Genomic DNA, 21586 nt, shown 5'->3' with positions numbered 1-21586 from the left:
TGACGTAGCGAATCAGTTTCACACCGCGGACCGGATCCTACGTAGCTCGGACACAGCGGCAGCTATGCGAGCTCGCTCCTCATCCTTATGGATGAGGGCTGCAATCACCTAAAGACTTTACAGTTCCGGCGCACGCCAGCAGCCGTCGTCGACGATGCTACAGCTGCCATGTCGACAGCCAACGGAGCTACTGATGACCGTGTACGTGATCTCCTATGACCTCAATCGCCCGGGTCAGAACTATCCAGAACTGTTTGAAGCCATCAAGGCATGCGGCAGTTGGTGGCACTGCTTGACGTCGACTTGGATGGTTTCTTCGTCAATGTCTGCACTGGATATCGCGACCAAGTTGTGGGCCGTGATGGATGCAAACGACAAGCTGCTTGTCAATCCGGTTGCAAAAGGCTCCTCGTGGGCCGGGTTCACTGGCGACTGTGAGTCTTGGATAAAGAACAACCTCTGAGATAACGACTCCTACTGATTGTCCAGAAATTGGCCCGGTTCGGGCGATCAGTCGCCAGCGCTGCTCGTAGCCTTGGGCCTCGTAAACCACTAAGCGACTCAAGACCGTCCTTTCGAAGCGGGTGACATCAGCGAGTCGCGCTCAGGCTTTCACTGCACTTGCCAGACCCACGACCTACCGTGAATAAAGACGAGATTCGCAACACAAGAAGAGCAGTGGCAGCATTGACCTGTGGGCGCAAAAATGGGCATGAAGCAACAAACCCCGCAGGGAGCCAATCAGAACGACCGCGGATCACATAGCCAAAGGCGGTCGTGACATGAAGTAGCTCACCTTGTGAGCTGCCCGTCTGCGAAGATTGCATCCGATGAGGGTGACCGAATCCAATCGAGGCTCCGCCGCGCCAGACTATGACCTTGGTCTGTGGCGCGTCGTTCTAGTCGGGCACCCCGGCCCGCACAGGCAGACCACCATCCATCTTGTCGGATGCGACTTTGAGCGCATGCGCTGTCGGGTATCCAGCCAGATCCAGACGTACGACGCGAGCACATCGTGCATGGGTACGTCCACCGGCCGCATTTACCGGCTCGTAGGGCCTACTCGATATTACGCTCGTGCTGCAGAGTTCTACCGGGACTGGCTGGCGAAGCGAGGTTGCACGAGCGCAGGACATATCAGCGACGATTTCAGCCGGGTGCTGTTGGAACTAGCGCTTCGTTCCCCAAACCTTCGCTCTTGAGCGGTCGACTTCTTCGGCCGCTGCCCCTGGCCGGCGCGCGGTTCTTGCTGCAGGGTGAAGAGACGTGGTCTACGCTAGAACCGCACTTCAGAGTGCTGAGACTTCATGCCTTGAACTGCGCGCGGTTCCCACATCTGGGGTGACATGACAATACGAGAGAAGATGTAGGAAAGCGTTCGCGATCCAGGCGGCGCCCTGCAGGGCGCCTGCGCGAAATCGCGTTGCCGCTTGCCACCCGTATTCGGCGCCGATGTAGGACTGTCAGCTGGACCACGCCGCGAATTCCGCCTCACGAATGCTTTGCTCCTTCTTCAAGGCGGCGGCCATGGCTTCTGTAGTCTCGTTAACGATGGATAACCAAAGAGCGTCCTTCCAGCTAGAGCAAGCCGGCAGCTTGTCCTTTTCAGTCAACAGAATAGCCAACAAGGTCTCTCGTGTAGGCAACACCAATTCTTCCTGTATCCAGATGAGCGGGTCCAAGTCACTACATGCATCCGGGTCCATGCGCAGAGCGACGCGTAGCAAGGGCAGGCCATCGCTCGTGGGCGACAAGTTCCACGAACGCTCTTCCTTCCGGATAGACGTCGGGCCGCGAGGCGCGTCTAACAGCGTCAGAAACTTTCCTAGCCACGCCCGGGTCCAGCTCGCCTCGCCCTTAAGCGCCATTTGGAGCTCGTTGAGCTTAGTTAGGCTGGTGCACAAGAAGTCCAGGTATTCATTTAGTGCTTGTTCGCCTTTAGCGGACTTCGCTGCTACTGCGTTTCTGAGTTTCCCCATGTAGTTCTGGGCATCGTCCATAGTGAACGATGGAACGCGGGCGAGTAGCCGATAGAGAAACGAAAACGACTGAAAATCATGTCCTCCTCCCATTCCCCAGGAGCGTACAAGGTCCGGAGAAGCGCCATCAAGAACCGTGCTGGCCGCCACATCTTGCTTATTGAGGCGTTCCGCATGCGCCTGAAGCTCGATTGGGAGGTGCCAATTCCTAGTTGTTGTGTCCTTCTCCCGCGCTGCGCTTCCAGCATCGCACAAAATGGTTTTAATGAAGTTCTCGTCGGGAAGTTCACCCACGCCGTCCTCGAGCCACCGCAGCGCCACGTCGAAGCATTCATGAAGCCTCCACAGCTGTTGGTGGCATGCGAACTTGTCGGCCAATGCTCTGATAACTGCGCCCGCCGCGAGGTGGCTCGCCATTTGATGCACGTATTCCGCGCGTAGGTCAGGGCCCTGACACCAAGGCCAGTAGTTCTTGTCGTTGTCCACGGCTCTGTCGGGATATCCAACCCTGAGGGAGGCGGCCTTTCTCGCGAGTGCTCCTATGAGCATGGGCCCCCGTGCCAGCCAGGCATCCGCGCTATCTGAGCGAAACTGAAAGCCGCCAAAGGCCTTCAGCACTCGAAGCTTCGGCCCACGCAGGCGATCGCCCTTGTGCTGGAAAGACTCACCTGCGTCATCGAAGAGCGGCGAAAGCCACCCTGCTGGTCCGTCCTGGAGGGCCATCGCAGAAACTTGGCGAGCCTCTTCTATGACTTTTGAGAGATAGGGCGGCGGACTGAGCGCAGTTCGGGTCCACCGTTCGCCAACGGTGCCGCACGGTGGGTCGAACTCTGAGTCCATCGCACTTTCGTCCTCCCCGTGCCAGTGGCGGTAGTTGTATATATTGTCTTCCGTAGGAGCTATAGGCCAATTTCGAGTCGCTTTGCTCCCTAGCGGAGGATGCAGGAGTGAAAAATGTGAGCGATTGGAAGAGTCGATGAATGTCCTGACATCAAACGCCATTGACGAAAAGTCGTTCCATAGGGCGTCCGCCGGTGACATAAATGTCGCGAAGAACATGGAGCGAACCGATACATCGACACCCATCCGGCGAAGCTCTGTTCGCCTGCGATGCGCAATATCAATGACCATGGCACACACTTCAATTTCAGCACTCTTTCGATAAAGCCGCGTTCCATACATTCTTCTTGACGCGAGCCTCGGCATGCCAGGACATGCGTCAATCTGCGAATGGATATGACTCCCAGAAGTGGCGCAGACGAAGGTCAACGGCAGCTTCCCCGTGAACCACCAACGGTCAAAGTGCATTCGCGTATGCAAGCTTGAGAGCTGAAGTTGCAGAAACAGGTCTACCGTACCGACGTTCAAGAAGAGCACGGGCTCGCAGTCGGCAGCCCTCGCCCCCAATCTGTTCGACCAGCTAGTCAGACTCCACATCTCCGCGATGTCGAATGCCAGTTCCGAAGGGGCTTCGACCGAGGTGAATTGACTTAGTGAATCGAAAGTCCGGGCATCAACCTCGACCTTTAAGCGCGGTGGAAGAGGGATGTCGTCCCGGCCGTCAACCATTGCTTGCAGTGCGCCGTACTCTTCATAGCCGTCTCCCCAGGGTTGGGGCTTGAGAATTGTGGGGCCGATGTTCACGAGGTAGACCGGAAGTTGTGGTGTTCGGTCTAGCGGCGGCACTTATATCTCGCCCTCTCTCGAAGTCGATCATGCAGCACGCCAGGAAAGGCATTGCCAACAGGGACAGGAGGCGGTTGCGTTTCGGTCGACGACGTGGAAATCTCGCAAATCTGCGTCCGCGGGTGCACGCTCTTGCGTCGCGAGGTAGCGCTTCACAGGGTTTAGGCTGGCGGCCCGCGACGCTGCATCTTGCATTGAGCCGGCTGCACAGTGGTCACCCGGTTGCCGATAGACGCCAGTCGGAACCAGCGGACGGTCAGGCGCAGTCGTGACGCTTTAGTAGCTCCTAAGAATGCGATCACCGGGCTAAAGCCAGGCTTTTAAAGGTAAGGGATAAACCCACGAACCTATTCGTGGGATGACCTTTCATCTCTCCCCTCCCGTCGCCCCTTGTGCCCTCACAGACTTCCTACCCGCATCGCTCAGGAACGTCTCCGTCACCAAGGACCTAATTCCCCGACTAGCAAAGGACCCGGGCGCCATGGCCGAGCTTGCCGGTGCCGCGCGCTCGGTGCCAACGACCCACCAGCTTCTGAATGCTGATGCCCGCGAGATGGCATTCCTTGCGCCCGCCAGCGTTCATCTGGTCCTGACCTCACCACCGTACTGGAACTTGAAGGAGTACGAGAGTGCGGACGGACAACTCGGCTCGATGGCCAATTACGAGCTATTCCTCAAGCAACTCGACTTGGTCTGGCAACGGTGCTTCGATGCCCTTGTCCCCGGTGGGCGCCTCATCTGTGTTGTCGGCGACGTCTGCCTGAGTCGCCGGAGGAACGGCGGCGTTCACACTGTTGTTCCGCTTCACGCTTCGATTCAAGAGCATTGCCGCGACATCGGGTACCTTAATTTGACACCCATCCTCTGGCACAAGATTGCGAACGCAAGCTTCGAAGGGTCCGCTGGGGGAGGGCTGCTGGGCAAGCCCTACGAGCCAAACGCTGTAATCAAGAATGACGCGGAGTTCATTTTGATGGGCCGCAAGCCCGGTGGGTACCGGAGCCCCAGCGACGCTGCGCGCCTGCTCAGTGCCATCAGCGCTGAGGAACACAGCGCGTGGTTTCGTCAGCTTTGGTGCGACGTGCCGGGCGCTTCCACCCGCGGTCATCCGGCGCCATATCCGCTGGAGCTTGCACGACGACTCATCCGAATGTTCAGTTTCGTCGGAGACACCGTCCTTGACCCATTTGTGGGGTCCGGTACGTCCATGTTGGCAGCAGCTGGCTGCGGCCGCAACTCGATTGGCGTGGAGGTCGTCGCGGAGTACTGCGACATGACTTACAAAAGACTTTCCGGGGCAATGACGGAAATCTCGACCGCAACAGTAATTAGGGGTTCCCGCTAAGTACTGGCGCAACGGTGTCAGCCAAAGGACGATGTCGGTTGGGTCAGACCACGCCTTCGGCAAGCAGTCCGGGACGCACACCAGTTGCTCTAGTTTCTCGCTTTAGGCTCCAGACTGATCTCGGACATGCGGACTTCGCGCGCGAACGACTGCAGCGGAGGCCGAAGCGGACGTCCACACGCGCGTTGACCGAGACCGATTGCTGCCGACACCGCCGCAGTTCATCCGCTGGGCTTGATTCTGCAAAGCCGGCCGATCAGTGACACTTCGCGAGCGTCGCGGGCCCGACGACATTTGTTACTGAACGTGCCAGAATCGTCAGAAGAATGAGAGGCGGAGGACGGATGGTTCGAGTTCGCGAAGTCGACCTGGGGCAGCTCGGCGTAGAGCTGCCGCTCCACAGCGTTGGAATGGCAATCGCGCAGCCCTACGTCGATTTCACTGCGCACGAACCTTTCACTTGGCTGCCAGTCCAGCGCGCGAGGGCGCTTGAGTGCGTGGACACCACGCTTGCTGTAGCTCGTATAAGAGCGCATCGCGCCGATAAGACGCACTTCACAGTTTTTCCTGAACTGTCGATACCCGGTATCGAAGGCGTTGCGCGCATCCGTGCCGCGATGCAGCAGGACGACTGGCCGGTTGGAACCATCGTCATCGGCGGAGTCGAAGGGCTCACGCGAAACCAGTACGCAGAGTTGCTGGCACAGCCCAATACGAACCACGATGCAGAGGTGAACGGACCGAAAACCGTTCCCGTCGGGCAGTGGATCAACAGCAGCATGACCTGGGTCAAGGCTGAAGATGGCGAGGTCCACTGCTGGGTTCAACCGAAGTTGGTTCCAGCCTGGGTTGAGCTCAACCGCAACTACGAGGCGATGTACAGAGGGCGCTCAATTTACGTCTTCAAGGGGATCTTTGCCGGTACCCAGCTGCCGTTCCGCTTTGCGACTCTTCTTTGCTTCGACTGGATTGGCACGACCGAAGCCCTCCGCGTGTGGGCATGGCTTCTCCAGGGCATCAACGACGCCGCCGCGGCAGTCCACGCGACCTTGCCTCTCACATGGCTGTTCGTTGCACAGTGCAATCCCCAGCCCTCCCATCCCTCCTTCATGGGCGAGGTCCCAAACTTCTACGACGGAACGAACTTCCTAAATGTCTCTCGCGACGACACGTGCCTCGTGATGGCGAATGTTGCGGGAGCGAAAGCGCCAGGCAAGGCATTGGAGTACGGGTGCTCTGCCGTCATCAACACGTCGAAATTCTCGAAGCCAACCTGCATGCCTACCTACAACAATGGCGGCGGGAACTATCGAGGGGGCCACACGTTAGATAACTTCCGCGATGCAGTCTTCCGCGAGCGCGGCGCTTGTGTGCACTCCTTACTCGTCGTCAATCCCCGCTCGCTTGTGACGGGCAACGCGGGAAAGGACATCGCCGTCCGAGAGGCTACGGTCCATCCCTTTGGGCCGTCGGTCGACCCCAGGGCCCCTGCCGCTGCTGTGCAGGCGGTCGTCAAATGGATGAACGATGACTTGGACGAGCCCAGCAAGTCCTTGGCGGTGCGTCACGCAATGGCCAGCCTGGCCGGCGTTTGTGCGACTGCTCATAGCCAAGTCGTCTCGTCACTTCGACCGATGCCTGCGCCGGATCTCACAGACTTGGTGTTGGCGTCGGCTGCTGGCATGAAGACTTCTAGCCCGGACACCTGGACCGACAAAGAGTCCACGGCGGTCGAGCACGTGCTACACACGTTCTCAATCTTCGGGACTGCACAGTATCCCTGCGAGTTTCACGGCCAAGGCTCACAAGCTACCGTCACCAAGGGTGACCGAACCTTCGAGGCGATAGCGGTTCGCGGAGAGACGCACGAGGCGTGCGCAGACCATGTTAAGGAACGAGCGGCACAGCGCCGTGGAATGCTCGTCGTGGTCTCTAGAGACGCCGATAACCTTGCCTGGCATACAAGGCTAGGGAGCATCCTTGATGCGGGCAAACCGTTGTCCGAGGATTACAAGTTCACCGACCCGAGTAGCGCCGTTATCCAGGTTGGCTATCGCACCTTCATTGATGCATATCTGGGCGCAGCCGAGCGCGCAGAGTTAGAAGAGGCAATCCATGACGCTATCGGCTGAGCTCAAGGCCTTGCCGGCCGCCTTGAAGGCGGCACTGGGCGATGCGATTGGCAACATGGACTTAAGCGAGGTGCAGCTCGTCGAGAACTGCCCTCCGATGGTCTTGATGCAGCGTGGGCACGCGCTGGAAGCTTTCGCGTTTGGCAGTGAGGCCGAATACGCGCCGCTGTACACGGCGTTCAAGAAGCATTTCATGGCTCAGGGCGCGTCCTGGGCTACGAAAGACGTGTCCTTCATCTATTGCCTTCCCACCGGGATCCCGGCAACGGAGGAGTTCTGCTCGAAGGTCGAAGTCGATGTCTATTTCTGCCGCAAGTTCGTCGTCCAACTGCATCCAGACATCGCCGGCAGCCTGACACGTCTGCCCTTTCTTCCGCTGGAACCCATCAAGGGCAAATCCATCCGACCACCCTCGGCGCAGGCGCTTCTGCGCAGTCGGAACGTGATGGCGGAGTTGGCAAGTCGTCTGGTCGTTCCCGGCACGGGGGCGCAGACCCTATTTCAAGCATGCCTGGAGGAGAAATACGGACAACCGTCCGGTTTGACCACCGATTCGGTCGACGCCATTCATGCGGTCCCCGAAGAACCGCGGAGTCAGTCCGTTCTCCGGTCAGTATCAATCCAGAACTTCCGCGCATACCGAGCCCCGAAGGAGTTTCCTCTTGGCTCCGCGGTCACGGTTCTCTACGGTCCCAATGGATTCGGCAAGACCTCACTTTTTGATGCAGTCGACTTCGTGGCGACAGGCGGCGTGCATCGCTTCCCGAAAGGCGCAACCGCGTTCGCAAAGGCCGCGAAACACCTCGACTGCGGCGACGAGCCGACGACCGTCTCGCTGACGTTTGAGCGCGCCGGAAAGACGCACACCATTGTTCGGGACCTTGCTGAACCTAACAAGGCGACGCTTGACGGTCAACCCAAGGAACGAAAAGACATCCTGGCCTTGCTGACGGGCGGCGAGCTCTCGGCCAGCGACCGCGTCGACAACCTGGTCGCTCTCTTTCGCGCGACCCACCTGTTCAGTCAGGACCGACAAGCGTTGACGGAAGAGATTGCTGAATCCTGCCAGCTGCCAGGAGACCTCGTGTCGCGGATGCTTGCGTTCGATGACTATGTTGTAGGGCTGAACAAATCCAAGGAAGTTCTCGACCTCGCGAAGAAGCACGTAGATGACGCCGAAGCGCGGCTTCGACAAGCGCGTGACAAAGCTGCCGACGACCAGTCTGAGCTGGACCGGCTCCAAGGTCTTCAGAGTGCGGGCGGCTCTTCCGAGACCCTTGATGCTCGCGGGCGAGCGCTGGAACAGGACATCGAGAACGCCGGGTTCGGCCTGGCCGAGATTGGGACGGCGCGGGATATGCGCAGCTTGCGCGCGTTCCTCGAAGGCAAGCGCGGAGAGGCTGCGTCCAGCAGGCCCGCATTGGCAAAGTGCCTCGAGTGCTTGACGGAGCTGCGAAGTGCGCAAGAAGAGCTGAATGCGCTGGCAGCGCCGCTCTCAGACTACGTTGAAACTCTGGCGAGGGCAGAGACCGCCTTCAGGGAGCAAGAGACCCAGTTGCAAGAGTCAGAAAGCGGCCTTGCACGCCTGCGAACTATGGAGCTCGACGAAAAGGCGACCCGTGACGCAGCTGTTTGGGTCGTCGAAGCACGACCTCAGTTTGCGCGGCTCTCGGCCGAGTTGGCTGGTCTGAAGGCGAAGTTGGAGGAAGGGGCGCTTGTACGCCAGACGCATCGCAGTCTTCAGTCTGACGCAGCAGCAGCGGTCGCCGCGGCGAGCGACTCATTGAGTCAGGCCGAGTCTCAGCATCGCTCGGCTGGTGAACGTGTTGCCGGAGTGCAAGCGGTACAGGACCAGGTAGAGCGTGGCCAGTCGCTGCCGACGCTAACGGTAGAAGTCCAAGGCATCGAAGACCGTCTATCTCATGTAGCACTTGGACTGAACGAGAGGCTGAGCAAGGAGCGGCAAGCCGTCGATGACCAAATCCTCGTCGTTGAGAGAGTGCGGCGCGAACTTGCCGCTGCACGTCAAAACGCTTCAGAGATCCAGGAACAGGTAGCTGCGCTTCGGTCGCGCGTCTCCGATGGAACTTGCCTCTTGTGCGGGCACGACCACGGGACGCTGGAAGGGCTGTTGACAGCCATTGACCAGCGTCTCGGTCAGAACGAAGCACTCCTTCAAATCTCAGAGCAGTGGACCCAAGAATCGACAAAGCTGGACGGGTTCAAGGAGTCGCAGCGGCGAGTTGAGGAAGAGTTGCAGCAGGTCGACCGCGAGAAGGCACATGCGACGGCCCTGCGCGTGGCGCTGCTGCGCGAGCGGGTCGCCTTCGATGCGGCTCTTGCGACGGTTGGACTGCAGTTCTCAGATGGCTTGTCGCTCCAGCTCGACGGGATGCTTGCCCAAGCGAAGGTTGCACTCGAACAGGCAAATGCCAAGCTAGAGGTAGCCCGGCAGGCGAAGAAGGACGCAGAGAATACGGTGCAGGCACGCGCACACGCCGAGCGCTCAGCCGCTACTTTGGTTGACGCTCTTTCAGGACACTTGGCCGCGAGCCAGCAGACTTTGGATGCACTGGTGAGCGACAAGCGCCGTGGAGCCTTCGACATCGCTGCTGACCTTCCACTGCTTGAGCAGGCGCTAACGGAAGCGGTTCGTCGCCAAGCCGATGCCACGGCGGCCGTCCTGGCGGCGAGCAACGCCGTGGACGGTCGTCGCGCGGAACTCGCCGCATCCAATGCTCGGCTGCTAGCCGCCCGAACTGCACATCAAAGCGCTGTGCGTCACCTCAGCGCGCTAGAGGGCCGGGTTCAGGCGTTGACGGCGTCGCTCGCTGCCGCCGGTTTTTCGGCCGAGGCAACCACAGACGAAGTCTTAGCTGCGATTGCGGCGGCCGTTACGCGACAGGGCTCAGCGGAAATGCTGGCGACCCGAGCGGCCGAACTGGAAATTGCCCTCGACGCGGCGGCTACGTCTGCGGCGTTCGCCAGCATCAACAACCGGCTGCTGGAGCACAAGCGCTTAGCTAACGAGAACGAAGCAACGATTGCGAAGGTTGCGCCGTGGGTGAAGTACTTCGACGGCATCAACAAGCTCCTCGGCAGCCAGCAGGCGGCCGCCACGCAGCACTTTACCCAAGAGTATGGCCCTCGAACGGCGGTGATCCAGCGCAGGCTCCGGCCGGTATACGGTTTCGGCGACATTGAGGTTGCGAGCAAGGGGTCGTCCATTTCGGTACAAGTGAAGAGAAACGACGAAAAACTTCGACCGACGGACTATTTCAGTCAGTCGCAAGTGCAGACCCTGGTGCTTGGACTGTTCTTAGCCGCCTGCAGTTCGCAGACCTGGTCGGGGTTCTCTTCCGTCATGATGGACGATCCGGTGACCCACTTCGACGACCTCAACACGTATGCACTTCTCGACCTAATATCAGGTCTGCAGAACTCGCCGGAAGGCAGCAAGCAATTTGTGATTTCCACCTGCGACGAGAAGCTGCTGCAACTTGCTCGGCAGAAATTTCGCCATCTCGGCGATGCGGCGAAGTTCTACAGCTTTTCCGCAATCGGTGCGAACGGCCCGAAGGTCTCGGAGATTCCTTCCTGAGTTTGCAGGGAAGGCGACTTCGATCGTTCGGATGGGCCGAATGTCTGCAACCTAGCGATGAGTCGTCGTTTTACCGGCTGGGCGCAACGACTCCAACCGCTGCGAAGCGGTCAATCGGCCCGTCGGCGGGGTTTCGGCAATGACGGCGGAGGCCGGCCTTGGCGAAACCAGCGGTGCCACGGGCCGGCTCGGCCGGGACCGACGCCGAGCTTCTAGTCGACGCGAAGAACAGGAGACAAATGCTGACGACTAGTAGGCGCTCACCCCCAGAGAGGCTATGAAAAGCCTCCGCGTTAGAAAGTCCACGCCGAGGAAGATACTTCAGAACGCGGCCATGCCGATCGCGCGACGACTTATCCGGATGTTCAGTTTCGCGGAGACACGGTCCTTGACCCGTTTGTGGGCTTTGGCGCGTCCATGCTGGCAGCAGCCGGCTGCCGCCGCAATTCGATTGGAGTGGAGGTCGTCGCGGAGTACTGCGACATGAATTACAAAAGACTTTCCCGCGATTGCGAAAATCCCGGCCGCAAAAGTCATTGGGAGTTCCCGCTTAGTACTGGCGCAACGGTGTCAGTCAAAGGACGATGTCGTTTGGATCAGACCTAACGCCTTCGGCAACCAGTCCAGGACGCACATCAGTTGCTCTAGTTTCTCGCTTGAGGCTTCAGACTGAATGTCGCGGGTGGGCTCCTATGCTCGTGGGTCCGGTACCGGCCATCTGCAGCTGGGCGCCGCCGTCCGCTTTCGGGTAGGCTACTGCAGTGACATCACCGCAGGAGTGTCGATGACAGACCTTAAGAGTTTCGTTCAGTCGCAACTGGCCCAGCAAGCCGTTGTCGAGAGAGTTGACTGGTTCAAACGAAAGGAAAAGTGGTTGTTGGAACTGAAGAACCTGTTCGAGATGATCAAGACATCGCTGGTCGACGCAGGACTGAACGCAGCCCAGATAGTTGAGCTTGAACAAAGACTTCAAGAAGAGACGCTTGGGGTCTACAAGGCTCCAAAGCTGACCGTCAAGTTGCCTGCTGGCGGGACGGTCGAGTTTAGGCCGGTAGCATCGGTCATCCTTGGCGGTTACGGGCGAGTGGACGTGGGAGGCCCAGCGAAGTATCGCGTGCGACTAATCGCGGAGGATGCATCCGAGGATCGAGCCGAGGACGACAGCACCCCCGCTTACGAGCGCGAATGGAAATGGTCTGTTTACCCCGGCGTCGGAATGAGCGCGTCGTTTCCGTTCGATGAGCAGGGTTTGGCTCGAATCCTTGCGATTGTGACTGGCGCTGCCAAATAGGTGGACCTTGACATGGAGTTCGTCGAAGTCGAGGAAGCGAAGAACTGGTACGTTGCGGCGCTCGATGGGCTGCGGCATTTGGAAACCGCTATTCACACGAACACTAAGACTCGACTTAGCGAGGTGACGCTCGACCAGGTTCACGGTATGACCGTGCGAGAGTGGCATGAGTTCTTGAATGACCGCGAGCTGGAACACGAGATGTTTGCATCCCTCGCAGTGCTCGCATGCTTTGAGGGAATTATTCGACGCGACGCAGAAAACAGAGGCGCCGTAAATAAAGGGCAACAGTTCTTTCACAGGTTCCACCCTATCGCCTCGGAGGATCACGTTTCGATCATGAGAATCTTTGACCTTTGGGCGGCAGAGTTCTCTACAGGGCATACGCTTAGAAAGCGGGTGTCTGCTCTAAAAAACCTGTATCGAGACAGGAACACGCTCGCACATGGCCGGGCTACGAGAGGCCAGTTTACGTTTGATGTGATTTCTGAAAAGCTGGAGGCCGCGCTGAAGAAGTGGAAGCAGTTTGTTCCGGATTTCGGCAGCTTATGAATGCCAAACACTACCTTTGGAACACAGACAAAGGCCGCGAGAATCTTGGCACTTGGGTTGAAGCGGCAGCGAACGCGGCCGACTACTAGAAGTTAACCTCAGGCCCCAAACGGGATTCCTCCGCCAAACGCACGCCGCTGCGACTCTTAACCCTGATTCATGTTGATGGATGTCTGACCTGGTCTCAAATGGCGACGAAGGTTTCGTGCGCACCCCATTGACCCTAAGACTGCAGCAGTCAGGCGTCATCTGATTCATATCTTGGATCTTGCTGATGTCAAGGGTCAAGATGCCATTGCCCTTGGCGACACTTTGGTCTATCTCGTACTTAACCCTTTTGCTCTTGTCGGTCTTCGCGCCAACCAAGACAACGGTGACCGAGGTGCCTGGAAGTTGTCCGTCGATCCAATCCTTAATGGCTTTGTCTCCATTTTTCTCGACAACGGCCAGACGAGGACTTTCATCGAGAGCCTCTTACACGAAATTGCCTTGAAAGTCGACGCCGCGGCGGCAACGGCAGCGCAAACGTCGGAAAACCGCCGCGCCATTCTGACAAGCTTGGAATGCTCTCGACGCTTCGAAACGAGTGGACCACCCATGGTAGGAACTTTCTTAATGGTCGGTTCACGATGCAGCACACTGAAGGATCGCACCCCGATTTGTCGGACGAAGATCGGGGTGCGTTCAGGCTTCACGTTGTGCTGCTGACGGTGCGGACGGTTCTTCGCCGCCTCAAGAATGGAAGATGGGCATGCTGGTTGGGCTGAGGCAGGCGTAGGTAGCGCTGTACCGCGTTCCCTCGTCAGTAGGTGACCGCTGGCGGTTCTTCCGAGGTTTCTGGTCGCTCGCGTTGGGGCACTTCGAACGACAGTTGATTGATCGACATGGGTAAGACGTGAGCAACAAGAAATCCAAAGCGACGAGCAAGAAGGCCGGCTCAGGCAGTCATTCGATGATGGGCTATGAGTATCAGATCGACGTCTCCGTCTGGTTGGCGCTCGACCTGGTGCTGTCGAGTGAGTTCGCAAAGGAAGTTGTCCTCGAGCCGGCCACTGAGGAGGACATCGAAGCAGATCTTGCCGACACTGAGCCTGGCCGCCTGGTAACGACCGCCCAGGTCGAACAGTACCGCTTGATTGTGCAGGCCAAGCTCCGTAGCGGCGACGCTTGGTCTGTTGCTGGGGTGAAGGGGCTGCTGGAGCACGGGACAAACCGTCCTTCCGCGGCGAGCCGGTTAGTGGACCCGAATAGTCGATACCTCCTAGTGACCTCCACCGGTGTGAATGGCGGGGCTCGGGGCCTGCAGGTTCGCAGCGCAGGGCTCTGGCCGAAGGCTGCCGACATGGCTTCATCCATCGCGGACGCTATGCCTGTTGGTTCAGCGGGGCGGGTGGCGATCGTTGGAAACCAGGACTTCGAGCGGCTTGAGAGGGACATCAAGTCCTTGCTCTCGGAGAAGCTGCGCGTGCCGCACGCGAGGCTGGAAGGGTGCCGTCGAATGCTGCGAGACGAAGCTCGCGCCCGCATGGGTGGCGCCGGGGGTGGCCGCTGGACACGCGCGGAGCTTGAGGAGGCCATTCGCGCTCACGACGGCTACATAGCGAGCTATCCTGAACTGGAGCACTACGTAAAGCCTACCAACTGGCCGGAGATCAAAGCGGCAATTCTCCAGCACAGTGCAGCGCTGATTGTTGGTCAATCGGGCACAGGGAAGACGATGGCCACGCTGAAGCTATACGACGAGCTGCGAAGGGAAATTCCGGGGCTTACCCGGGTTCCCATCAAGTTCGGGCCTGACCAGATCAGGGACGACCGGACGCCTCCGCCGGTTCTATATGGCATCGAGGACCCGTGGGGGCGCTACGACTTCGATCCGAGAAGTCGCCCGTGGAACGATCAACTCGCTCAGCACTTTGTGCATGCCCGGCCCGACCGGCTGGTTGTTGCGACCTCGCGGCTGGACGTCGCCAGAAGCTCCGGCGCGCTTCATACCGTCAAGCGCTGGGAAGTGAGCCTTGAAGCTGAGCACTACGGGGTCCGTGAGCGTCAACGCCTCTATCAGACCCGCATTGGTAATTTGCCTCGCAACGTCCAGACGCTGGCTAAGGAGAACCAGTCGGTTGTGCTGGCTGAACTTGCCACTCCGCTCGAGATTCAGAAGTTCTTCGACGCCTTGGCTACGCCGGCGGACACAAAGAAGCGCTCTGACTCCCAGCTGACCAGAGACGCAATTCAGCGGGCCCATCACGACTCCATCGAACGCACGGTGGTGGACCAGGTAGAAGAGCGCAACGATGTCCGCGCTGCCGCTGTGCTTTGGGGGCTACTGAAGGCCAATGACAAGCTGTCGCTTCAGTTGCTGCGCCAGATCGACGGTGCGCTTGCCTACGCGAACGACGTCTTCGAGAAGGGGGCAGTGCCACTGGCCAATTTCTTCGTCGCCGCGCGGAACCTCCGCCAGTCTGAGAGTACGGTGTCCTACTACCATCCGCGGGTCGAGGCCGGGATCGAACAGGCGCTGAAGCGGGCGGAGACGGTGACGGTCAAATCCCTCCGGCTTCTCATCGAGACGCTTTGCTCCCCGGATGGTCCGGGCGAGGCATGGGGCGTTGCCGTCTCTGCCAGACTGCTCTATGCGTTGGATAGAACGCCGGAACTGCGGCCCAAGCCCTCAGCTGCTGTGCAGGCAAAGATCGACGAATGGCTTATCGACGCCGTCTGCGGAGATGGCAAGGAGTTCGAACTCAATCTCAGGCTTGCTGAGTCCGTCGGATCCAACGCGAGTAATGTTGCGGAGGTGGCGCGATTCCTTCTGCATCGTCCTGACCGGAGTTTCGGCGGAATCATGGTCTGGGGTGCGCCAACGCACCTTGAGGCCTGGTATGAACGCATGCGGGCAGACGCGTCGGTCAGGACTGTGGTCGAAACCTTCATTCGCGACGTGCTGCCGCATGGTCGCGATCACCTCGGAGCAGACTTCGTGGCGGCCATTGAGCGCCTGGCCCCGAATTTGACGCCCGTGTTTCTTGCTGCAGCCTCAACAGCAGTTCATTTCGGCTGTATCAACTCGAAGGATGCCATTTCGACGGGTGCGCTGAGGGACCTTCAGGGGTTCGAGAGAATCGTCGATCTGGCGGTTGTGGAGCTGACTCCGAGTGAGGCCGAGCAGCAACGTGCGGCGGAATTCCGGCTGGGTAGTAAGAACAAGGAGTTCAACGAAGACTACGCACAGCACTACGCCGAGGACGATAGCGGCTGGACTGCCAGCCAATTCCTGTCTAGTTACATCGACAAGGTCCGCGCAACGCTGGGTTGGCGGCATCTGCTTCAACATCGCCACCGTGACAATCTACTTCCGCTTTGGCTAGATCGCCTCGGTGGCGATGTTCCGTCGTCAGTCGAAGAGTTGAAGAGCATCTACGAGGTGACTCAACACAAGGGTGGCGAAGACAAACTTTGGTTCGTCTTGACCAAGCACTGGGTACCGGAGTTCGAGCAGGATTTGGTGGATTTGGTGACGGCCGGCCATCAACATTCCGGCATTCGCATGGGTGCACTGACGTGTTTGGTCGAGAATGCAGTCGATCGCTTTCCTAGCTTGATTGGCCGGCTCATCCAAGAGGGCAATGAAGCCCGGCTGGTCGAGATTGCTGTGGAACTCGGCGACCTGCGCGATCGGCGCGATGTTTCGAAGAAGCATCGCGAGGGGGGAGCAGAGCCGTGGACTGCTCCATCGCTCCAGAGCCCGTTGGACGAGGTCAGCGATGCTGCCTATGCGCTGGAGAAGAAGCTGCCGGCCGTTCTATCAAGCGAAGCGCAGTCTTTGGTCAAGCGAATCATCTCTTCGAGCGAGGAAGTTCGCGTTTTCCGGATGAAGCTGGATGCGTACGTGCCCGTCGGCTCCGCGGAAGATGCTCGGTGGCTGTTGGCTCACTCTGATGATGAGACGGCCGCAGAGCTCGCGATTGACTTGGCCATCCGGCGCAGCTTGGTTGAGGATGTTCAGGCTGGCCTGACGCATCGTTTCGCAGATGTTGTTGCGCCGGCACTGATTGCCGTAGCAACGCCACTGCCAGCTCCACTGCCTCCGTCTATTCTTGCTCTCGCCGAGAACAAGGGCAGCCGCGTCTGTCGGACCCTCGTCGATTTACTCGACGCGAAGCCTCATCCAGACCATCGTGCGGCACTGTTGCGGCTGTCCAAGAACGAGTGGTCCAGCCGGTCGGCCTACTACGGCGAGGAGGAGGATTTTCCGATTGCGCAGGCCGCTGTCAAAGCGTTAGGCAAGCTTGGGGCGTTGGACGCAGCGACTGCCGATGAGTTGTACAGCCTGGCCATTGACACCCGTGATTCAGATCTCCGGTACGCCATCTTCGTGTTGCTGGTCGACCAGGCGGAGGAGCGCTTTCAAGATGCCCTGATGGACATTGCCCTGAACCCCGGCGACAAGTGGATTCGGCAGCTGGCAGCGCACGCGTTATTGGTTGGACACGAGCGGATCGTGCCATCAGTCTTGGAGCGCATCACGCCGAGGGTGCTGACAGGCAAGATTCCGCGTGTGGCGTCTAGGCTGCTGTTGCTTCTGACCTGGGCGGGAGAGGACGAAGCAATTCTTAAGGCCGCCGAGAAGCTTTCGACCAGTTCTACCCGCCGCGTGCTGTTGCTTCTTGCCATCTGGGTGCGTCGGGAGCACGACCAAGGGTTGGCAGAACGCATTGGACGGATGCTGCCTACTGGCAGCTTGGGCATATCTTGGGCGCTTGCTGGTGGCGAGGGCAAGCTGGGCGATACCGCGCTGGATGACTTGGGCGAGCCGGCCTGCATTGACCAAGTGCTTCAGTTCATGCAACCCACTAGAAAGAAAAGATGACCGTGCCCCTTGGGGTGAATCGCCCGGGCAATGCGGTAGCGGGTGTTCATCAGTACGGCGCTGACTGGCGCGAGCTGCGCCTGCAGCCGGGGCACTTCGGATGTGTCGGGTTCGCGCTCGCCTCCCCTTAGCCATCCTCAGCGACCGGTTGTGGTCGTCAGCGTGCGTTCGTTCTGTGGCAGCGACAGACCGAAACCTGTGCATTTACTTGCCTAAAGCCCTGCGCAATTGAATGCACTTCGTAGCCCATAGCGGACGATGCGAGCTTGCGGCCCTCCAGAGGTCGATCCTCCGCCGGGCGGCTCCAGTACCGGCGGCCCCAGTACCGAAGGCGCGACTCCGAAATCAGTCTGTCGTAAAGCCGTTGCTGCCGAAGAGTCGGAAGTGCTCGTACCGCGCTCTCCCGAACTTGAGACCAAACTCACCGCGAATCGGCCTGCCTCGTAACCCCGCGGCATCCAACGAACTGTCGGGAACTAGCGGAACGACGAAAAGATTCCCGCTCTCTTTGGTTGCAGTGGGCCACCCGGCTTGATTGATCGCAGCGGCGGCGACGATGATCTGCGATCCCCCGACGCCCGTGACGGCGACCAGAAGCTTCGGAGAAGTCGTCGGATCATCAATCCAACGCGTGCGGTACTTACCGATTTGCCAAGAGCCTTGCATCCGCTGGCGAATTAAATCGTCAGGTGGCGGGTTCGCAGGATCGAACCGGAACCGGTGCTCCTTTTGGTGCATCAGTACGAACATCACTGGACCGGTTTGCCGTACCACCTGTTCAATTTCTACAGCTCCGCAAGGCTCCGCGATCCGGTGCGCCAGCGTTTCAGGGGCTCCATAAGAGCGGAACGAATAGGCTCCGCTCCCGGGATGGACATTCATCAACGTCAGGTTGGATGCAGGCCGGCAAGCACTTATGAGCGCAGTCTCGACCGCGTCTGCCATAGGTTTCGAACCCAGCGGGCCCATGATCTGAAGGCGATATCGGCCGGGATTCTGACGGAGCCACTCGTCGAGTTCGGGATTGTGGCTTCCCCCTAGGTGATCTGCGGGCCTCGCTGTGCCGAAGCCCTGACCGAAGTAAATCGGGTTGCCCCCCAGGTCACGGTAAACATAGACGAAATACTGGTGCGAAATAGCCAACGGGACCTCAAATCACAAGTAGCGCGGTGACTGGCGGACCGGAGCGTCGATCGCGCAGAGCAATGATCCAATCAATTGGTCGTTCGATGGTGGTGCTCTGAGCGATGACTCGAGCGTCCGCATACTTGGAAGGCAAGCCGAATCTGCGCCGTTAGGTCGCTAGGCGCGATCAGGCGGCAGCATCTTTCAGCTTCTTGAGCGCGCGAACCTTGATCTTGACCGAGGCAGGCTTCGGCGCAAACCAGCGCTCCGCGCCGGTGAAGGGGTCCTTGCCGAACCGCTTCTTCTTGGCCGGTACGTTTGTGGCTGTGATCTTCAGCAGACCCGGCATGGTGAAAGCGCCAAGTCCTTTCTTGTTGACAGATGCAACCACGGCCGCTTCAAGCGCCGCCAGAACGGCCTTAGCTGCCTTAGGCTCTACGCCGGCTTGCTCTGCCAAGTGCGCCGCCAGCGAAGTCTTGTTGAAGGCCGTTTTGATTGGCTTAAGAACCGTTGGCGATTTCGCTGCCGGCTGCTTGGTTGCCTTCATAACTGTTGCCGATTTGTTTGCTTTGACCGTTGCCATTTTGTCTACAGTTCCTTCGTTGTTCGAACACGCCACCGCCCGAGCCAGGGTGGCGCTGGAATTGTAGGTCTCCTCCGCAGTCGTCAAGCTGCCTTACCGATAGGATTGCCCTGCCGCGGGTGAGCAGTGTTCTTTATGAGTACAGCGCTCCGACTGCCTTGATTAACTTTCGGAGCGTGATTGCAATGTCAATAGTGGGCGAGGCTAAAGGTGTAATCGAGATTGTTGTCAAAGGCGTTCAATGGCTAGCTGGAAAGCGAGATCCTGTGCGCCTGCAAGCTCAGCGCTTGATCAACGCGTTTGAAGCTCACCACATCGCCCGGCAGCAGATTGCTCGGCTCTTACCGGAGTCGTTGAATGTCTCCTCGATCGGCTTCAGTTCTGCCGACAACCTGCGCGGGAGCGTGAGCCCACGTCTCCTGGACTGGGCGAGTGAGTACCTTAAACTAAGCCGAAGCTGGCTCGACGGCATCTCTGAACAGCCGCACGTCCGTATAGACCACTACAAGGACGAGGAGCGATACAGCTCTTGGTTACGGGAGCGCTTACTGGTCGAGCCGGATGTGAATCGACACATCGTAGTCTGGGCGACCGAGATCCCGAAACTTTCTTGGAGCAACGCTCCTGGCTACCTCACGATTGCGTACGTTGAGACGGGCGCATCGCTAGACGGCGCTGAGTTGAGCCGATATTGGCTTCTTTCGTACCAGTGGCCCGCGGATCACGTCCCTTGCGTCGAAAGCATGCTGAAGATCGTGCGGCTCGCTAGGGATCTTGACATCATGGTAGTTGGTCGGCTCGTGAACGCTCGGACGCTAGGAAGACTTGAACGTGGTCGGCTGTTTGCTCCACAAGTCGCCCGTGCGGAGGGCCGCCTTTGGCATCCCGAGGACATTTCATAGCATCTTTTGCGCGCTGCGATGGGCATCTGCCCATATCGCCTGCGTCGCAGTCCTCCCAGCCTACCGACAGTAGGAGAGGGTGACGTCGAAGGGACAAGCTCCATCTACATGGATAATTTTGATGGTCGACGTGTCGCCGATATTCGCCGGATTGAAGTTGCCTCCGCGGCCCACTCGCACCGCACGGAAGTCTCCGTAGCCGCGCGCGCTCAGCGCACTGATAGCCGCGAGCGTCTCTGCTTCGGAGAGGCCCAGTGCGTATTTGGCTGCGCCGTACTCGTGCCGTCCGTGTTCGTCGCTGAAAAAGACCTTCGCATCCTCCGCCAGCGCCCCAAGGTCATCAGAGGGGTCATGCCGAGTCATCGTGTCCGGTGTTGTTGGTGCCGACAACAGTCCCTGGCCAGCTGCGGTCGCAAGTGCGGAAGCGGTCTCGCAGCTCTCTCTTCGCTGCACCACTATGCCCCAGGTGCCATCGTTGAACTGGCAGTCATCGTCGACATCGCCGATTAGTTGAAAGCGAGGCGGCAGAATAAGTCGAGGAGACTCGCTGGCGAATACTTGGTCTACCGATGCTCTCTGACCATGTTCCAGTCGATAGGTAGCAATTCCGGAGGTCGCGCGACTGCCCAGTCCCCAGGTCGCAACTTCCCCGATTTCCCGGCGCAGAAAGTGAGCCGGATCGGCGATTGAGTCCAGCCAGCCTCTGGCGGAGGTGTCCGGCTCGGGGCCTTCGACGACTCTCCACATCATCGACCCATCCCAGTTGCTCGATTCGCGGAAATCGTTGAGGTGCCACGCGAGAAGGGAGGCCTGCCTGCGATTCATCAGACCGCTGCGCAGTCTAAGCATCGTCAGGCTGTTTGCACTGACGGGTGACTTGCCCTCAAAAGCCAAAGATTTAGCGGAGAGCCCAAGCAGCAGGACCGATGCTCTTCCTGCTGGCGCTCGCAGGTCGTCGCGCGACAGCTCTCCGACCACGACGTATCGGTACGCACGTCGGCGCAGTCCAGTGTGCTTTGGCGGCGTTGTCCGTGACGCATTTAACGGACGCGAGGTGTAAGGGCAGTCCAGGTGTGCTCCAAAAACCGCTGTGAGCGTCGCTTCTCCGTAAAAGTCGAGCGCGTCGCCGTTCGTCAGGGTTGCCAGTGCGCCGGTCGAGGAGAAGGCACGCTCTAGTTCCTGAAGGCTCGCGGCCCGGTCGGCGTTGCGAGGGATGTCAGTGAGATCCGCTCGAAGCTCGCGGTAGAGGCTTTCTGTATCCATGACTCGTAATGCGCGCGTTTTTAGCCACCTGGATGAGGATCCGTGCTGTCCGGACACGTGAAGACTCTCAACGGGCGCGTCCTGGTGACCGATTTAAATCGATCCCCCTTACCGAGGGGACCATTGCGTCCTTTCCCGCTTGCCATCACAACCCCGACGCAGCAAGATGCGGCACCGACAACCGTAAGGAACGTATATATATGCGCGCTCGATTTCATATCCCGCTGATGGCTACGGCACTCGCAATTGCCGTCCAA

At 59.1% G+C, this 21586-nt stretch carries 13 protein-coding genes and 1 pseudogene; 9 read left to right on the top strand and 5 right to left on the bottom strand.

Translation table 11 applies throughout. From position 1 onward, the window contains the following. Positions 1-193 precede the first annotated feature (193 nt). Positions 194-463, top strand: coding sequence for a SinR family protein (locus tag ASC76_RS24670; RefSeq protein WP_082549026.1), 270 nt, complete (start codon positions 194-196; stop codon positions 461-463). Positions 464-1463: 1000 nt separating this feature from the next. Here the strand turns inward: ASC76_RS24670 and ASC76_RS25290 are convergent. After that, positions 1464-3623 (bottom strand): hypothetical protein, encoded by a 2160-nt coding sequence (locus tag ASC76_RS25290; RefSeq protein WP_157615537.1) that lies wholly within the window; start codon positions 3621-3623, stop codon positions 1464-1466. Between the two features lie 523 nt (positions 3624-4146). Here ASC76_RS25290 and ASC76_RS10535 point away from each other — a divergent pair. The 6 genes and pseudogenes from ASC76_RS10535 (at position 4147) to ASC76_RS10515 (ending at position 12586) form a co-directional block, all read left to right on the top strand. Then, entirely contained in the window at positions 4147-5010 is an 864-nt protein-coding gene (locus tag ASC76_RS10535; protein ID WP_200947129.1) for a site-specific DNA-methyltransferase, read from the top strand. Between the two features lie 497 nt (positions 5011-5507). Then, positions 5508-7142, top strand: a complete 1635-nt coding sequence (locus tag ASC76_RS10530) for a hypothetical protein (RefSeq protein WP_157615535.1) — start codon at positions 5508-5510, stop codon at positions 7140-7142. Then, a complete protein-coding gene (locus ASC76_RS10525; protein ID WP_056465236.1) occupies positions 7126-10743 on the top strand; it encodes an AAA family ATPase in 3618 nt (1205 codons plus the stop codon). The genes ASC76_RS10530 and ASC76_RS10525 overlap by 17 nt, the downstream gene beginning before the upstream one ends. A 384-nt stretch (positions 10744-11127) precedes the next feature. Continuing rightward, positions 11128-11349: pseudogene (locus ASC76_RS26595) on the top strand (hypothetical protein); the annotation flags it as partial. A 178-nt stretch (positions 11350-11527) separates the two neighbouring features. Beyond that, on the top strand, positions 11528-12034 hold the full coding sequence (locus ASC76_RS10520; RefSeq protein WP_056465235.1) for a hypothetical protein: 507 nt from the start codon (positions 11528-11530) through the stop codon (positions 12032-12034). A gap of 12 nt (positions 12035-12046) precedes the next feature. After that, entirely contained in the window at positions 12047-12586 is a 540-nt protein-coding gene (locus ASC76_RS10515) for a hypothetical protein (protein ID WP_157615533.1), read from the top strand. On the opposite strand, the gene ASC76_RS24665 is transcribed toward ASC76_RS10515, so the two are convergent. Then, positions 12581-12991, bottom strand: coding sequence for a TIR domain-containing protein (locus ASC76_RS24665; protein WP_235580460.1), 411 nt, complete (start codon positions 12989-12991; stop codon positions 12581-12583). The two genes, ASC76_RS10515 and ASC76_RS24665, sit on opposite strands and share 6 nt — an antisense overlap. Before the next feature lie 490 nt (positions 12992-13481). Here ASC76_RS24665 and ASC76_RS10510 point away from each other — a divergent pair, with 490 nt between their 5' ends. Next, the gene (locus ASC76_RS10510) at positions 13482-17456 is read left to right on the top strand and encodes a hypothetical protein (RefSeq protein WP_157615531.1); all 3975 of its coding nucleotides are present in this window, start codon (positions 13482-13484) and stop codon (positions 17454-17456) included. Positions 17457-17801: 345 nt separating this feature from the next. Here ASC76_RS10510 and ASC76_RS25280 read toward each other — a convergent pair whose 3' ends face one another. Together ASC76_RS25280 and ASC76_RS10505 are read right to left on the bottom strand one after the other, a co-directional pair. Beyond that, complete coding sequence (locus ASC76_RS25280; protein WP_157615529.1) at positions 17802-18599, bottom strand: hypothetical protein; 798 nt, start codon at positions 18597-18599, stop codon at positions 17802-17804. Positions 18600-18768: 169 nt separating this feature from the next. Continuing rightward, the gene (locus ASC76_RS10505; RefSeq protein ID WP_371262110.1) at positions 18769-19251 is read right to left on the bottom strand and encodes an HU family DNA-binding protein; all 483 of its coding nucleotides are present in this window, start codon (positions 19249-19251) and stop codon (positions 18769-18771) included. 32 nt (positions 19252-19283) lie between these two features. Between ASC76_RS10505 and ASC76_RS10500 the strand changes: the two genes are divergently transcribed. After that, the gene (locus ASC76_RS10500; protein WP_157615527.1) at positions 19284-20066 is read left to right on the top strand and encodes a hypothetical protein; all 783 of its coding nucleotides are present in this window, start codon (positions 19284-19286) and stop codon (positions 20064-20066) included. A 60-nt stretch (positions 20067-20126) separates the two neighbouring features. Here ASC76_RS10500 and ASC76_RS25275 read toward each other — a convergent pair whose 3' ends face one another. Continuing rightward, positions 20127-21329 (bottom strand): hypothetical protein, encoded by a 1203-nt coding sequence (locus tag ASC76_RS25275; RefSeq protein ID WP_157615525.1) that lies wholly within the window; start codon positions 21327-21329, stop codon positions 20127-20129. Positions 21330-21586 lie beyond the last annotated feature (257 nt).

The sequence above is a fragment of the Rhizobacter sp. Root404 genome (assembly GCF_001425865.1).
Lineage (GTDB): Bacteria > Pseudomonadota > Gammaproteobacteria > Burkholderiales > Burkholderiaceae_C > LMDS01.
Note: the sequence above shows the minus strand (reverse complement) of the source record. Positions and strands in the feature narration are given on the sequence as shown.